A 15910-nucleotide genomic window follows, 5' to 3' on the forward strand; every position below is an offset into this window, starting at 1 on the left:
CAATCTGAAAAAAGGGGTGTTAGGATGAATCGTGAACAATTAATCACACTCATTTCAGAAAAACTGAAATTAATCCGTACAGAAAAAGCTTTTACACAGGATCAAATGAGTGATTTATTAGGACTATCTAAGAAAACACTTGTACAAATTGAAAAAGGCCGTATCCTAGCTGGTTGGACAACTACTGTTGCCATTTGCACTTTGTGTCGTGACAGCTCGATTTTACAGCATGAGCTTGGCGGTGATCCATTGGAGGTAGTAGATTTAATCGCGAATAATGGAACATTGCAGCCAAAGGAAAAAACAATGGGTGGATACATATGGTGGAAAAATATTCATGAGCACGATGGCTATAAACTACAGCAAAACGTTATCAGTCAGCATTTCCGCATTTTAGACAATAATAACTTTCGCCTTATTTCAACATTTGATGAACAGATCGTTAAACAAGCTTGGGACGAATTAATGATTTAATCTAATAGGTTAACAGTAGAAGTATTTTAACCTGCTTCTGCTGTTAACCTTCAGCCCCTCCCCTCTCGCAAAACCCCCACCCCTGACAAATGAATAAGGAAATAAAATCTCCTTTCATATGATAAAGAAAAATAGTAGGAAGTGAATTATTTCTTCGACCATTCCATGTAAAAAGCCAGTAAAAGCTGGAAAAGTCGAAATTTGTAGAAGAATTCTCTATACTGAATAGTAATGCTTTACTATTAGAAAGGATGCTCGGAAATGAATCGAATACTAGCAATTAGTGATATACATGGAGAATTAGGGCTGTTAGAAGAATTACTTTTAAAAGCAAACTACGATCCACCGAATGACCAACTTTTTTTACTTGGTGATTACGTAGACAGAGGTCCCGCTTCTAGTGGTGTATTAAATTTGGTTAATGAATTACAAGCAAAGGGTGCACGTGTTTTGCTAGGTAACCACGAGGCAATCATGCTCAATGCCTGTCGTTCTGGCCTTGCTAAGCCATGGAACCATTGGGTCGGACTATGTGGTGGAGAGGCCACGCTGGCAAGCTATGGCTACCAGTTGGAAGATTTTGAGGAAGCTATTGAAAACAATACATTGCCTAGCTTTATTCAAACATTACCGAAGCTTGAAGAACATTTACAACTAATTGAAACATTTGAAATATATATTGAGTTAGAGGATGCTATTTTTGTCCACGGGGGCGTTGTTCCTGGTGTCGCTATCGCTGACACTGACCCCATGCGTTTACTGTGGATTCGTGAGGAATTTCATGCAGGTTATAATGGGGATAAAACAGTGATCTTTGGACATACCCCTACGTATAATCTTCACCAAAATCCAACGGACTATCGTGTCTATTTCGGAGAAAATAACATCATAGGCATTGATGGTGGCGCAGTTTTTGGCGGACAGCTACATGCATTAGATTGGCCAAGTCGCCAAATTATTTCAGTGGCTAATAAAAAACCAACAAGTAACGAATAACTTGTTGGTTTTTATTTTGAAGATTGTTTTTCAAGCAAGCTCTATAAATCTGAACGCCATGACGCCTAGTCGTCATTGATTGAATCAATATAACTTAAAGATAACTCCTACTAATGAGTATACAATGACAGTTGAAAATAGTATTGTCATATGGAAAAGTGAAAAAACAAACATTTTAGTAGCCCATTTCACTTGATCAGTATTACTATGATAGCCGTAAATACTCATCACTAACCAAGCAACACTTAAAATCAATGCCACAAGCATAATTCCAACACTTAACGAGCCAAATAAAAAGCTTGATAGAATCAATAAAACTAAATAAAAATTGGTTTGATAATACGTACGGCGCATTCCTTTGACAACGGGCAGCATAGGTACGCTGGCTGCTTCATAGTCTACACGTTTGCGAATCGCAATGGCATAAAAATGAGGCATTTGCCAAATCACCATGACAAAAAATAAACCAAGTATCGCAGGATGTGTAATATCTGTTGATACCGCAGACCAACCAATTAATGGCGGTACTGCCCCACTAATACTACCAATTTCCGTATTATAAATCGTACGACGTTTTGTCCACATTGTATAAGGGACTACATATAAAAATACACCTAATAGACCAAACGCAGCTGCTAATGGTGAAGCCAGTGCCAACACAGCTACCCCGATGATCAACATCGCAACGGCTAAAGATAGCGTCGTTTTTGCTGACATTTCCCCTGTTACAGTTGGTCGGCTTTGTGTACGAGGCATAATTGCATCAATATCACGATCATAGACATTATTAAATGCCCCTGCTGCTCCAATTACAAGGGCAGAACCGATTGTTGAAAAAATAATTTCTGGTATATTGTCCATTAACGTCATTTTATTTTTGTACATGCCTAGCGTTAAACCAGCCCACATCGGTATTAAATTGGATTTGATAATGCCAGTTTTGACCGTTTGCGCTAAAATAGCAGAGCGTGATGACTTCCCTCGTGATTTTTCGGAGGATTGCGGTTTATGCTCCGTTTTCAGATTTTGTTCCATTCATCTTAATTCCTTTTCTCCATAATTTCTACCCGCTTCCATCGATAGAAAGCGACAAAATTTGCATCTAGCACATCAAATTATTATTTTACCCCTTTTAGATTGGTTCTGTCTCTATGTTCACATAAAGTACATGTTTTCATCTAACCAACCACGCTCATTCACAACATCTTCTATGATACCACCGACTGACATGAATTTGAACCTTCTTGCCTCGATTCTTCTAATCACTATTGGAGAAAAATAATTTGATGAGTGTTCATTCTTCAGTAGCCAAAAAAACCGAGACAATTATTTGCCTCGGTTGTCATCTTATTGAAGATCTTCTTGTAATTGCTGTGCTAAAAATGCCACAAGGTCACGAAGATTGTCAGGTGTGACACCATGTCCATCTGGATATTGCTTAAAGGTTACCTTTGCACCAAATTGTTCAAAAATTTCCTTACTCTCCATGCCCCATTGAGAAGGAATGACATAATCATAATCACCATGAGAAATAAAAGCATGTAAATGCTCTACTGAGCGAATGGCATATTCCTCCGTTACAAATTTAGGGGTATAGCCACTTAAGGCAACGATTCCTGTCACTAAATTCCCCATGACAAAGGCAAGTGATTGTGCTAATACGGCGCCTTGGCTAAAGCCTAAGACGAATACTTTATGAGGATCGATTTGATATTCATCGATCGCTTCTAATATAAAACGTTGAAGCGCCACTAATACTTTATCAAAAATTGCGCGATCTGGTTGTCCCACCTCTTGAATCGTGAAAAAAGCATAGCCAGGATTCTGTGTAATCGGCCCTCGTAAGCTAAAAATATGACATTGCTCTTGAAAATCTTGCACTAATTGTGGTAAGTCCTCTTCATGACTACCCATGCCATGCAATAAAAAAATAGCAGGATATTTTTTTGTAGGGTCCATTTCAGTTGGTTGTGTATGTTTAAAAGTAAATGGTGTATTCATTCAATTAAATTCCTTTCACGTAAAACTTCGTAACAAATTTAGCATAATTTTGTTTTATTAATCAAACCATCTGTATGATAAGCAATATATCCATTTACAATACGAATTGTTTCTTCTGGGTCTGCATCAAAAAGTACTTTTGATTGCTCTGGCGTTGATACAAAAACAGTTAATAAATCCATCCGCATGGAATGACCGGCTGAGCTATATGCATAGTCATAAATGATGGCTTCCTCTGTCATGTTTTCCGTCTCATACTGCTTATGGAATAATTCCTTCGCTGCCTCCATTTGCTCTGCTACTTGCTGACGAATTCGCATTTGGTGCATTAATAACTCTTCCTCCAGCGCTGCAGGCTTTAGCCAATTTTTTGCATGGAGCATTTTTAAAAATTGTTGCTCCCAAGCCTGTTCATTCTCAGTAAAAAAGAGCATATTGACCATCAGCATATCCCAAAAGTCCTTAGTGGATGCGGCTGATTGTCGCTGCACGGCAATGGTTTCTTTAAAATGCTCTTCCACCTTCGTTATATTCATATTGCGAACTAAATGATTACATACGTTTTCAATAAATTTACTTGCCACTTCTTGTGCCATAAAAAATCCGTCCTTTATATCTACAAATCATTTTCTTTCTTATCATACCATGATTGTGGAATATGGCAACGAACCCCCTCTCAGCCGAAAAAAGATGCCTCCATTTACAGTTGGAGACATCCTACATAAATTAAGAGAACACATAGCTATCCATAGTATCCATTGTATTTTGAATGGCATCTTTCAATGATCGTTGCTGTTCTCCGCAAGAGGTTAATGCATCCTCCAAAGCGAGTGCGGCATTCGCCATAAATGGAGCCATTTGTAAATCCTTCGCCAATTGAATAAGGACTAGTGCTTTATTCCATTTCCAACGAGGATTTATAGGATCTAGTTGAATCGCTTGCTCTAAATAACCAAGTGCATCGAAAGGCATCCAACCAAAGCGATGCATTGTCTGCCCCGTGATCCCCCAGTAGACAGCCTTATTTGGGTTTTCCTTTACTGCTTGTTGAAAGCAGTGAACACTCTCATTGTAGTGATGAGCAAATAAAAACAGCTCCCCTTGTGTAAAAAAGGATTGAGCCTTATCGGATGGTGTGCCTGTTTTCGCAGTTTCCTCTAATTGCTGAATATGCTTGGCAAATGCCTCTTCCTCTTCTATTGCACGTATTTCCATCACCAAATCCGATTCAGGGTAGCTTTCATCAGCTCTTTCTGCATGCTGTACTTCCCCATGTGCTGTAGGCTTTGGGTAGCGATCAAGATTATATTGTTCGAATAAAGCCATGTATTTTTGTGCCCGTGCTTTTTCTTCTTCGTTTGTCACCTGCTTCGCCAATTCATAGCATTTCATCAGTTCGCCGTTATAAAAATAATCATCCATTGACATTGTCGATTCCTCCAGTGTACAACTTTTCAGTATTTTTAGTATACACTACAAAAACCAAAAGAGACTGTATCAAAAGTTATTTTGATACAGTCTCTTAGTGTGGAAAAGAAAACCATCCATAATAGCATTTTTGTGAAAGGTAAAAAAGGATTTCCGTTGCAGGCTACTTGCTTTCCTGTGGGCGAGCGCCGAGCCGCTTCCTCTGCTACCGCTCCGTTTAGAGGCTCGCCTGTCTCGCTATCCCACGGGAGTTAGGTAGCCTTCCACTCAAACCCACAAAAAAATATTACCTTTTTAGCAAAGGTCTTTACTATTCTTTATGGAGGGGTGTTGTCACACATCACTTCTCCACGCTGAAAATAAGAGGCTATCCTCTCTTATAATATAAATAATGGGCTATTTTGTTCAGGAAAAGACACTTTTGCAAAATGGTTGATTGGAGTGGAGCCAGCGTCACTCCTAGGGGATTTAGCGTCATAGCTGAGACCCTGGAGCGAACGCAGTGAGTGAAGCGGCTCATCGGACGCCCCCTGGAAAGGACGCTGGCGGAACGGAAATCAACCTCTTACCTTGTTAAAAAGTCTTGTTCTGCTATTAACATCATCTTTTTCAACAACATGAGACTGTATCAAAAGTTATTTTGATACAGTCTCTACTTCTCTATTTCTTTAACACGACTGTATTTAAAAAAGTACGTAAATCCTCTTCTTTAAGAGCTCCTACAAAGCGATTTACTTCTTTACCACCTTCGAAATGAATAAATGTTGGTGTTGCTTCAATATTATACTTATTCCATAAATCTTCATATTCATAGACATTCAATTGTGCAACATCAACACCTAGCTCATCGGCAACTGGCATTAGTACTGGTGTAAATGCTTGGCAGTGAACACAAATTGGACTGAAGAAGTAAGCATTAACCGCTTCACCAGCTTCAATTTTAGCTTCTAGTTCATCTGGTAACATAATGTTTTGATAGTTTTTATCGTCTAATTGATCGATTGTTTCTTGTTTTAGCTTTTTATCGCCGTAAGGGTTGTTTGCGCTTTCTAATTTACTCTTGTTTGAGACATTGGTAAGCACAATAATTGCTGCAAATAATACAACAATCACTGAGCCAATAATTAATAATTTTTTCACTAAAATAGTGACCTCCTTTTTTACACTAAAAGCCTAATTTTAGTGTATTCGCGTTTGATTATAAAGTGTTTTGAAAACCTAGTAAACTAATTTGCCTTTAAATGAAGATATTTCACATTTATAACATAATTTTAAGTATATTTGGGAACATACATAATGAGAGATCATGCAAATTTTGAAATGTGGGGTGATTTAGATGAAAAACTCGTTCCAGCATGTTTTTCAAATTTATACAAAGGATATCCGAAATATTGTTACCAATTGGGTCGTAGCTGTCATTATAGGTGGACTTATTTTCCTGCCTTCTCTTTACGCATGGTTGAATATTTATGCTTCCATGGACCCGTACGCCCACACAGCTAATATGAAGATCGCAATAGTCAATGAAGATAAGGGAACTACTGTTAGAGATGATGCCATCAATGTTGGAAAAGAGGTCATAGAGAATTTACGTACTAATAATAGCTTTACATGGGAGCTAGAGACGGAGAAACAAGCGCTGGCACAATTAAAAAATGGCGAATACTTCGCTGCCATTGTCATCCCCCATGATTTTTCCGAAAAGCTAACTTCCATTCTAACCGATCAACCAACGAAAGCTCATATCGATTATTATGTAAATGAAAAAAAGAATCCTATTGCCCCTAAAATTACAAGTAAAGGTGCCAGTGTCCTTACACAGCAAGTTTCGAATGAATTTGTGTCGACTGTCAATGGCACTCTTTTTTCCATTTTTAATACAATTGGCGTTGAAATGGAGCGTGACATTCCTGATTTTCGCAAATTTGAAAACTATGTCTTTACAATCGAACAGCATTTACCTGATATCAATTCATTTTTGACTCAAGCCTCTACGCAAGGGCAGGATGCAAATCAATTACTGAATCAAGCACTTACACAAATACCTCAAGTAGAACAACTTACAACAGATGGTTTAACGACCATTCAGAAGGGTTTATATTTAGTGAATGAAGCGGATGTTCTGTTTAATGAGCTGTCACCTGTTATCAAACAAGATGTAGCCACTGTCCAAACTATCGCACAACACTTTTCAGATATCATAAATAAGCTCAATAATATCGACTTAGATCCATCCTCCTTTGCTCAAACGAAGGAAGCATTGCAACAGCAATTGACAACCGCCAAAGATAACATCACTAATAGTATTCAAACGCTTGAAGCTTTGCAAAAATTAATTCAAGCTGATGCCTTAACACGACAGCAATTAGAGAAGTCTTTGACAACTATTATCAATTCTTTACAGGAAAATAATGCCGAAGAGAATCAGTCACTCATTGAACAGCTTACAACGATCCGTGAAGCCTTACAGCATCAACCAAGCTTCATTGATTCCACGACAAACGCTCTTAGCGCATTACAACAGTTACATGCTTTACATGACGATGTACTAAATAAACTGGAACAAGTAAAGCCAATTGATAAGGAAGTCATCAAGCAGGATATTGTCGCTATTCAAAACATGGCACAAAACGCAACGGCCAATTTGCAGAAATTTTTATCCTATTATAATGATAGTCTAGAGCCACAAATTCGATCCACCTTAGCTAGTGCTAAACAAACATTAACAAATGCTTCGGCTATGCTGACGGATGTAAAGCAATTTATTCCACAAGCAACAGCTAAATTGTCACAGGCTAAAAATACACTAGGAACGGCTAATAATGCTATTCAAAAAATACAAACAGAATTTCCGACTTTAAGCTCAAAAATTAAGGAATTAGCGACTAAACTGCGGACACTAGAAGAGGAAGCCGATATTGCAGAGATTGTGCAATTACTGAAAAATGACGTCAATGCTGAACGCGATTTCTTTGAGGAACCTATTAAACTGCAGGAGCATCGCTTATTCCCTATTGCAAATTATGGAACAGCTATGACACCGTTTTACACTGTGCTATCTATTTGGGTAGGTTGTTTACTGTTAATTTCATTATTATCTGTGAATCTTCATGGCGATTCATCTTACAGTATTCGAGATATATACTTTGGTCGACTTTTAACATTTGGAACTTTTTCTTTTATCCAAACATTGATTATTACCATCGGCGATATATTTTTAGTAGACGGCTCTATTCAAGCACCCGTTTACTTTATCTTATTTGGTCTTTTCATTAGTCTCGTATTTATAACCGTTGTGTATACACTCGTATCCGTCTTTGGAAATGTAGGGAAAGCATTAGCTATCGTGATGCTTGTGCTACAAATTGCAGGGTCTGGTGGGACATATCCTGTCGAATTATTACCAAGGTTTTTCCAAATAATCAATCCATTTTTACCTTTTACGTATGCTATAGAATTGATGCGTGAAGCTGTAGGAGGAATAATTTGGTCCACAGTTTGGGTAGATCTTCTCTTCTTAGCAGGTTTCTGGTTCATTTTCATCCTGTTCGGCTTTTTCTTAAAGAAATTATTGAGCGAGAAAATGGAACATTTCATGAACAAAACGCGTGGATTAGATATATTTCATTGATTTTCAAATAGACTGCCTGTAAATGTTTACGGAAACGATGTTATAATGGAAGTATTGTAAACATGTAGGAGGCGCTATTTTTGAAGAAAACGATTTCTATTTTTGTTGTATTGGCGTTATTATTATTAAGTGCATGTGGTAAAGATAAAAACAGTGTTGAATCGAACCATGAAGCTAATGACGCTTCACATGAAGGACATACACAAGCTTCAGGTGATATACAGGAAGAAACCGCTTCGGCTGATGTCCTTCCATCCTTTTTAGACGATAAACAGGAAAATATTCGTTTAGTCTATCAGCTTGCAGGACAATCGACAGAGGTTCTAGAATGGATGCCATGCTATTGCGGTTGTGGCGAATCAGTAGGCCATAAAAGTAATTTAAACTGCTTTATTCAGGACAAACGAGAAGACGGATCCATCGTCTGGGATGATCATGGGACACGTTGTTTAGTATGCTTAGAGATTGCTGTGCAGTCCGCACAAATGCATAAAGAAGGAAAAAGCCTAAAAGAAATTCGTCAGGTCATTGATGATACTTATAAAGAAGGCTATGCAAAGCCAACACCAACTGATATGCCTGCATAAAAAAGCAAAGTCGCACGCGACTTTGCTTTTATTTTTTCAATTGATTTTTCTTCCTTTTACGAAGAATGATATAGAGAATCACTGCGATGACAATAATCAGCCCTACAAATTCCGCAATTAAGACATAGGAGATCTCACCTTTTTTATCTACGTTTATAACGCCGTTATTAGCATGCTGATTCACTGCCACTACAAATTGTCCTTCTTTTGTTTCAATCGCAGCAGCTATCTGTGAATTCGTCTCTTTTAAATGGCTATAAAAGTCTCCCGTTATGGGAGTATCTCCAAATGAATGAATCCATAGTAACGGCTCATTAACTTGCCAGAAATTTTTTGTTATAAATGCATATTGACCAATAGCCTCAGGTAAAAACCCTTGTTTGATGAACTGCTCAGTTGTATGCGGAAACGTGGTAGCATGTTGTGACAGCCATGTCAGATGCTCCATATCTCCCGTAAAAATAACTGCATGCTTTTGTAACTTTTCCTTTGTGACATTTTTGTCCTTCATCAGTGTGATTTGCGCCATTTTTCCATTCATCATTAATGCTTTATAAAGCGACACCATTTTTGTATCATCCATATTTTCGTTACTAGGGATGACCATTAACGTATTTTCATGAAAGGCATTGGGGAAATCACGTAATGTAAAGGTTGGCTCTGCTGTATCTTTTACTATGGATAATGTGCTGTCACTATCAATATACAGCCAATACCGCTCATTAGTTGTTTCACACGGATCTTCAAGTTGGAAGCCCGTTACCTCAAATTGAAGATCTGTCATCGATTGCTTGTTAAGCACGTTGGTTTGGATCGGTATGATCGCCTCGTACATATCTGATGTTGTTTGTTCTAATTTTCGTAAATCTACAGCATGTGGCACATTATTAATATAAGCAATCAATTCTAATTTTCGATCCTCGTCCTCTTTACTGCTCGGTATAGTAGCAGATTTTTTTAAGATCAATCGCATCGTCGCTTCTTTATTTGCCTCTAGTTGCGGCAAGGAAACATAATAATGAGGTGTCATTGTGGCTTGACTAGATAAAAGTCGGTCCTCAAAGCCAAATTGCTGGAATGGAATCGTTGTGTCGGATGTCTGTTCCACTGTCGGTACATCTTTAATCGCTACTGTATTACCGATTAATTGCTCGAATAGTCTTGCTTCGGTTAAAAATGATAGTCGATCCTGTATCGCTTGAGCATTCGAAGAGGTTACCACTAAAAGTTGAACTTTTCGATTAGAGTCTGTATTCAAAAGTTCCTGCATTGTCAGTGTCATTGCATCATCCGTAACACTTATGTTGTCTACTATTTTTTTCAATAGGCTTGTACTAAATTCGGTTTTCGCCCCGACGATAATGATTGGACCTGACACTTTACTAACAGCATCTTCTCGTTTAATCTGTACATCTATATCACCATGTTCGGATAAAAAAGCAGCAAGTTGATAGCCACTGTTTAATGTGGCTTCAGAGGCCTGCTTCGGTAAAACAACCGTTGTGACATAGCCCTCATAACCTAAAAATGCAGCAGGATAACTTGTTAAGGACCCTACCTGACTTTCCTCACTGAATGCTGAAATAGATGATAATATTTCGATGCGTAACCAATTCCCTGCATTGCCTGGAGCGACGCAAATCCCTTCTTTCAGAATGCCATAAAAACTAGCTGTTATTTTATGTGAACCTTGTAACAGTGCTTCTTTTGGAAGATTGACCGTAACAGTTTGTTTTAATAAATCGGCTCTCAATGGCACTGTTTTAAGTGCTACATCATCCACTTTCACCGTGAAGGAGGACGGTGCTATCAATAGCTCTGAATGCTGAATTTGAAATGTCACTTGTTGATTATTTGAGGGAACATCCTCAGTTAAATTGTAGTAAAAATCTCTGGACGAAGAAGGCCCCTGTAATTCGATTGGCTGTGCTAATAACGGCTTTTTCTGCTGTTGATTGCCTTCTATTGCAATTATGTTGTCATCCACGGTAATGGTTGCCGCAACTGCATCGTTAGCAAAACATAAAAAACCAATACAAAATAACAATGAATAGAAGAATTTGGTTCTCATTATTCTGCTCCTTTATCTGATTGCTTGGAAAAACGCTCTGTTTTATACCATTGAACTTCCTGTCCTGTAAACATGCGTTTTATTTCTAATAGTAATGACCAAACGACTAGCACAATCCACATTTGCGAATAGGTAAAATACATAAGTATGACATAGAAGAAATTTTTTCGATGCATTTCTGTTTTTTCAATACTTAAAGTAATCATAACTTCACCTAGGAAAAGTAAAAACGCTAACACCCATAAAACAAGGGCAATATCGCCAACGGTCAAACCAATATCATAAAATAAATTAATGATGAACAAGGCATTGGATAATATAACACCAAAGAAAAATAAGAAATACGTAAAGAAGAAGTAAAATAAATCAAACATAATACTTTTTCTTTTTAAGGTGAAAAATTGACTCAAGAACTTTAGCACTACATATTGATTGCCCCTTGCCCACCTTGTGCGTTGCTTCCACCATACTTTTAATGTTTCTGGCTCTTGCTCCCATGTAATAGCCTTTGGAAAAAAGCGGATGTGGTAGCCTAAATTATAAACGCGAATGGTCAGCTCTGTATCTTCCGCTAATGCTTTTACATCCCAACCACCTAATTGCTCTAAAACGGTGCGCCGGATAGCAAAATTAGTGCCAGGTATGGTAGCCACCTTAAACCATTTCCAACGCCCTCCCTGAGCCATCCATTGGAAACATATCGTTTCAATATTAATAAAGCGTGTCAACCAAGTTTCCGCCGCGTTGATAACACGAAACTTCCCTACCGTAGCAGCTGCTTTCGGATCATTTATTAATCCCATCACTAAATACCAAACTGCCATCCGTTCAGGCGTATTATCAGCATCATAGACCACTACGATATCGCCTGTTGAATCAGCAAGTGCCGAATTTAACGCAGAGGATTTCCCTTTCCCCTTGTTCGGCTCTACTGTTTCAATCACACGAATAAATGGAAATTTCTTAGCGTATTGCTCTGCAATCGCACCTGTTTCATCAGAGGAATTATCATTAATGACAATCACCTCTAGTTGATCTTTAGGATAATATAAACGAGACATGGCCCTTAGTGTCTGGTCGATCACGAGCGCTTCATTGTGAGCAGGGATAAAGACACTAACAGAAGGAACTTTGTCCATTTTTTTAGCCCATTCATCAATCGGTTTTTCAAATGTACGAAAGTGTAAATAACCACCCTCCATTAAAAACATATGATAGAGTAGCATGATCCAAATGAGGAAAAGTGAAATAAAAAATAATGTATTAGCCATTTGTTTTCCTCTCCTCAAATAATCTCTTACGTAATGTGATACGTAAACGTAAGGTACTTATAAAAAATAATGTAACAAACAGGGAAACAATGAAAACGAGTGCCCATAATATTAACTCAAATGGTCGTTCATCAAATGAAATATTTAATCGTTCTAATTTAGAAAACGATAAGTGAATGGTTTGTTCACCCTTTTCATCCTGCACAATCGAAACGTTCTCTGACGTTACTTGCTGTTTCGTATGACGGAAATCGAAAAACTCGATTTGTGGATGTTCACTTAAATAAGCCACAAGATCCTCTACATAGGAAGCATTTAAATAGGCTGGATATTGAATACCAATGATGGAGCTAGGCACTTTTAATAATCGTTCTATTTCCTGTTGGACAGGATATAAAGGAAGATGGTCCGTATTGGCAATAGACCCGACTGTCATCGGGTAAATGATGCCATTGTCAGTTTTCGATAGATATAGTTGTTGATTTCCTTGTTGTATACTCCCTTTAAATAAGGAACTATCACCATTGTTTACTGTAGGGTAAATTTTACGAAGTGCTAAATAATCAAGACTTCTTTCAGTTGGAATAGTGGTGAAAGATGAAAGAATAAATGGATAATCTTTCGTTTGTAATTGTTGCAAATAACTTAATAATTTTTTATTGTCGTGCAAGGGATAGGATTTTTTTTCATGCTCATCCATCAAAATGGGTGTGACTTCAAGAGCAATGGGTATTCTTTTCTTAGAAAATGCCTTCACTACCTCTTCTAACTTTTGCACATCTGTTTTCATATTAATATCTGTTAACACAATATAGCCAGGATGTATCTGTGGCTTGGGCAATTGTAAAAGCTCGCCTATGATAGCAGGCCATTGATAGGACCATGTATCTTTATTGATGAATTTTCCAATAAATGTCCATTTATCCTTGCTGATGATAAAAGGATAGGACTGGTTTACTGATGAAGCCCTCACGATTATTTTTGAATCATCAGTTGGTAGTATACTGTTCCACCGCACAGGGCTGTATAAACTTTCTTCTCCTATCGCTCTAAGTTCCACGACTGGACCTTCCTGCCATTTGGAAAAGGGTGCAAATTGAAGCGCATTGTCACCAATCAACAGTACGAACCCTTTGAATTGATTCAGTGCAGACAGTGCTTGTGGAGGAAGTTTTGTTTGATAGGCGTTCATTACAACGACGCGTTTGTATGGTTGCAGCTTTTGTTTGTTTACATCTTCTATAGCAACAACATCTACTGATGTGTAACTCTGCAATATGGCTTGCAATGCGATTACATCCTCATTTGGCTGTTGGTTACTTGTGACGTAGATCAAAGCCACGTCCTTGTTAGCACCTGCTGCAAAGACCAACTCTTGGTTAATGAAAGTATAAAAACAAAGCATGCCAATGGCGAACCATAAACGATAGTTAGAGCGCACTTGTTTTCATCTCTCTTTCCAATTCTTCTAATAATTCATCAAATGTTGACTCTTTCAGTGGATGATAGGTAAAAAAGCTTGTTTTATAACGGAGCGTCACCCACTTTTCATTTAACAATTGGTGATTTTTTAAAGCTTGGTCCAATTTGTCATAAATGACTTCCATATGCTCATCCGTCGTATCAATTAGCAGTAAGCCGATATGGTCTTCACGAAATCGAAATTTTTTATCTGTCTGTCTGACAGTTTGTTGAATTCTTTGCGAGAGCTGTTGCCATAAATGTTGGACTTCTTTCGCTCCATAAAGTTGTTGGAACTTGCGATAATTTTCAATCTTCAACACCATAAAAACAAAGGTATGCTTATGTCGATCCGCTCTTCGCATCTCCTCATTGACACTAATGTACATACGTGTTTCATTATCAAACCCAGTTTCAACATCAATCGCCACATATTTTCTAACATCTTCTTGCAGTTTTTTTAAATAGTTTTCCTGTTCTTTCATTAATTCATGCATCTTACCAGCACAAAGAATGAGTAGCAGTAATATGATGCCATATATGAAAAATATCTGCATAGAGAAGGTAGGATTTAAAAATGTCATGGATCCAGATATTCCTGTATAGAGAAGTGTTGATCCTGTAATAAAAATAAATACAAGGCTACTGATAAGCCCAAATACCGTCCCTCTCCAAAGGGTGAGAACAAGTAAGAGCATTAAAAACATGTATAGTAATAAGCCTTCAACATCCTGTCGTAATAAAAAATAAGCAGGTATTTGCAAGAGTAAAATAAGAATGGTTCCATATACCAAAATCGCTCTATTTTTAGTCATTGTTGTACGCATTTTCTACCTCCCTTTCTGCTAATAGTGGTAGTAAATTATCAAAACTATGCGTTGACTGCGTTTTTTTATCAACATAGCCTGTTGTAGGGTCTTTCAAAGCTGACATTTTTTCGATGAATTGTTGTGCTAATTGCTGCTCGTTTAAGGCAATCATATAGCGAGCTGCCATTGCATAAACGGCTGGTGATTCGTAGCTAACTATTGGTTCATTTGTTTGTGCATTGTATCGACCATACAATTTATCGTCTCTTTTTAGAAGGTTTAACAGCCAGTTTTTAAATGCGGCTGTATCTCTATTCATTGAAGCTAGATGATAAGCCGTATACAATTGATCAATCATGTGTAGCTCTTCGTCAAACACATAGCTTTTAGATGGAATATCATAATATTTTGGAAAAAACCCTGCCTCAGCGAGTGGCGCATTTTGCAAAATTGCTAACTGATGCTGAACTTGTTGTTGTGATAACACATTATATTTTTCCATTTCTTTGAAAGCAGAAGGCATAATATAGCTGATTGTTAGTGTCTGGGCTTTATCATGGGTATAAACATCCACATAATCGACAAATAGATTTTGATTCATCCCATATTGAACTAACTGATCTCCCATGTTTTTACCCAATTGTATGTAAGACGAATCATGCCATTTCTCACCTGCTTCCAGTAAAACACGAATGATTCGTAAATCATCAATCAGGGCGTTTACCGTAGCTTTTTTTGAGCCCTCTATTCTCCAGACAATCATATCATTTGTTAAAAAATAGGATTTCATGACATTCACCTGGTCATTGAAACGAGCTTGATCGTCTTTTTCTAATAGGTACGCAAGCCATAACCCTACTGATTCTGATAAAAATAAATCCTTTTGGTTTGTTAAATCTGTGCTTAACAACCCTTTATCATTCAGTAAATCTTGGATAACAAACTGTTCCGTTGGTGAAAGAGGTTCTTTTTGAACAGTCACTTCTTTCGCCGTACAACTAATCAAAAAAAGAACAACACTACCTATAAACAGCAACCATTTATCATTTTTACGCATTGTCATCATCCTCATTAATCGTTATTTCCCTATAATGAAATCCCGCCTTTTTATTATAGTATACAATAATTAGAATGGCGAAGCTTTTATAAGAGTAGTGTCCTACGCGTATCTGTTTTCATAA

General features: G+C 37.6%; 14 protein-coding genes. 4 read left to right on the forward strand and 10 right to left on the reverse strand.

Annotation, left to right across the window (positions count from 1 at the left end):
• Positions 1-24: 24 nt before the first annotated feature.
• Both V6670_RS14615 and V6670_RS14620 read left to right on the forward strand, forming a co-directional pair.
• Positions 25-474 carry a helix-turn-helix domain-containing protein gene (locus V6670_RS14615; protein WP_036120355.1) on the forward strand — a complete coding sequence of 150 codons (450 nt, stop codon included), beginning with the start codon at positions 25-27 and terminating at the stop codon, positions 472-474.
• Between the two features lie 261 nt (positions 475-735).
• Entirely contained in the window at positions 736-1470 is a 735-nt protein-coding gene (locus V6670_RS14620) for a metallophosphoesterase (RefSeq protein WP_338651490.1), read from the forward strand.
• An 84-nt stretch (positions 1471-1554) separates the two neighbouring features.
• On the opposite strand, the gene cyoE is transcribed toward V6670_RS14620, so the two are convergent.
• The 5 genes from cyoE to V6670_RS14645 all read right to left on the reverse strand — a co-directional run bounded on the left by cyoE (position 1555) and on the right by V6670_RS14645 (position 6039).
• Complete coding sequence (cyoE, locus tag V6670_RS14625; RefSeq protein ID WP_036120361.1) at positions 1555-2505, reverse strand: heme o synthase; 951 nt, start codon at positions 2503-2505, stop codon at positions 1555-1557.
• Positions 2506-2817: 312 nt separating this feature from the next.
• Positions 2818-3471, reverse strand: coding sequence for an alpha/beta fold hydrolase (locus V6670_RS14630; protein WP_338651491.1), 654 nt, complete (start codon positions 3469-3471; stop codon positions 2818-2820).
• 38 nt (positions 3472-3509) lie between these two features.
• On the reverse strand, positions 3510-4067 hold the full coding sequence (locus V6670_RS14635; protein ID WP_338651492.1) for a hypothetical protein: 558 nt from the start codon (positions 4065-4067) through the stop codon (positions 3510-3512).
• A gap of 130 nt (positions 4068-4197) precedes the next feature.
• Positions 4198-4899 (reverse strand): O-linked GlcNAc transferase, encoded by a 702-nt coding sequence (locus V6670_RS14640; RefSeq protein WP_338651493.1) that lies wholly within the window; start codon positions 4897-4899, stop codon positions 4198-4200.
• Positions 4900-5559: 660 nt separating this feature from the next.
• Positions 5560-6039, reverse strand: a complete 480-nt coding sequence (locus V6670_RS14645; protein ID WP_036120381.1) for a thioredoxin family protein — start codon at positions 6037-6039, stop codon at positions 5560-5562.
• Between the two features lie 196 nt (positions 6040-6235).
• Here V6670_RS14645 and V6670_RS14650 point away from each other — a divergent pair, with 196 nt between their 5' ends.
• Both V6670_RS14650 and V6670_RS14655 read left to right on the forward strand, forming a co-directional pair.
• On the forward strand, positions 6236-8530 hold the full coding sequence (locus tag V6670_RS14650; protein WP_338651494.1) for a YhgE/Pip domain-containing protein: 2295 nt from the start codon (positions 6236-6238) through the stop codon (positions 8528-8530).
• A gap of 80 nt (positions 8531-8610) precedes the next feature.
• Positions 8611-9117: a PCYCGC motif-containing (lipo)protein gene (locus V6670_RS14655; protein WP_036120389.1), complete on the forward strand. Its 507-nt coding sequence runs from the start codon at positions 8611-8613 to the stop codon at positions 9115-9117.
• Between the two features lie 28 nt (positions 9118-9145).
• On the opposite strand, the gene V6670_RS14660 is transcribed toward V6670_RS14655, so the two are convergent.
• From V6670_RS14660 to V6670_RS14680, 5 genes are read right to left on the reverse strand one after another with little or no spacing between them, the layout of a single operon-like run.
• Positions 9146-11188: a cellulose biosynthesis cyclic di-GMP-binding regulatory protein BcsB gene (locus tag V6670_RS14660; protein WP_338651495.1), complete on the reverse strand. Its 2043-nt coding sequence runs from the start codon at positions 11186-11188 to the stop codon at positions 9146-9148.
• Positions 11188-12459, reverse strand: a complete 1272-nt coding sequence (locus V6670_RS14665; protein WP_141905077.1) for a glycosyltransferase family 2 protein — start codon at positions 12457-12459, stop codon at positions 11188-11190. Before V6670_RS14665 ends, V6670_RS14660 begins: the two co-directional genes overlap by 1 nt.
• A complete protein-coding gene (locus tag V6670_RS14670; protein ID WP_338651496.1) occupies positions 12452-13900 on the reverse strand; it encodes a DUF2334 domain-containing protein in 1449 nt (482 codons plus the stop codon). The genes V6670_RS14665 and V6670_RS14670 overlap by 8 nt, the downstream gene beginning before the upstream one ends.
• The gene (locus V6670_RS14675) at positions 13890-14747 is read right to left on the reverse strand and encodes a diguanylate cyclase (RefSeq protein WP_141905078.1); all 858 of its coding nucleotides are present in this window, start codon (positions 14745-14747) and stop codon (positions 13890-13892) included. The genes V6670_RS14670 and V6670_RS14675 overlap by 11 nt, the downstream gene beginning before the upstream one ends.
• Complete coding sequence (locus V6670_RS14680; RefSeq protein WP_338651497.1) at positions 14728-15795, reverse strand: hypothetical protein; 1068 nt, start codon at positions 15793-15795, stop codon at positions 14728-14730. The genes V6670_RS14675 and V6670_RS14680 overlap by 20 nt, the downstream gene beginning before the upstream one ends.
• Between the last annotated feature and the right edge of the window lie 115 nt (positions 15796-15910).

The sequence above is a fragment of the Lysinibacillus sp. Y5S-8 genome (assembly GCF_036894365.1).
In the GTDB taxonomy this organism is placed as follows: domain Bacteria; phylum Bacillota; class Bacilli; order Bacillales_A; family Planococcaceae; genus Lysinibacillus; species Lysinibacillus fusiformis_D.

What these genes read in the sequence shown, in the direction of transcription:
- V6670_RS14615 (WP_036120355.1), top strand. Translation starts at nt 25, where the DNA reads ATGAATCGTGAACAATTAATCACACTCATTTCAGAAAAACTGAAATTA.
- V6670_RS14620 (WP_338651490.1), top strand. Translation starts at nt 736, where the DNA reads ATGAATCGAATACTAGCAATTAGTGATATACATGGAGAATTAGGGCTG.
- cyoE (WP_036120361.1), bottom strand. Translation starts at nt 2,505, where the DNA reads ATGGAACAAAATCTGAAAACGGAGCATAAACCGCAATCCTCCGAAAAA.
- V6670_RS14630 (WP_338651491.1), bottom strand. Translation starts at nt 3,471, where the DNA reads ATGAATACACCATTTACTTTTAAACATACACAACCAACTGAAATGGAC.
- V6670_RS14635 (WP_338651492.1), bottom strand. Translation starts at nt 4,067, where the DNA reads ATGGCACAAGAAGTGGCAAGTAAATTTATTGAAAACGTATGTAATCAT.
- V6670_RS14640 (WP_338651493.1), bottom strand. Translation starts at nt 4,899, where the DNA reads ATGTCAATGGATGATTATTTTTATAACGGCGAACTGATGAAATGCTAT.
- V6670_RS14650 (WP_338651494.1), top strand. Translation starts at nt 6,236, where the DNA reads ATGAAAAACTCGTTCCAGCATGTTTTTCAAATTTATACAAAGGATATC.
- V6670_RS14660 (WP_338651495.1), bottom strand. Translation starts at nt 11,188, where the DNA reads ATGAGAACCAAATTCTTCTATTCATTGTTATTTTGTATTGGTTTTTTA.
- V6670_RS14665 (WP_141905077.1), bottom strand. Translation starts at nt 12,459, where the DNA reads ATGGCTAATACATTATTTTTTATTTCACTTTTCCTCATTTGGATCATG.
- V6670_RS14675 (WP_141905078.1), bottom strand. Translation starts at nt 14,747, where the DNA reads ATGCGTACAACAATGACTAAAAATAGAGCGATTTTGGTATATGGAACC.
- V6670_RS14680 (WP_338651497.1), bottom strand. Translation starts at nt 15,795, where the DNA reads ATGATGACAATGCGTAAAAATGATAAATGGTTGCTGTTTATAGGTAGT.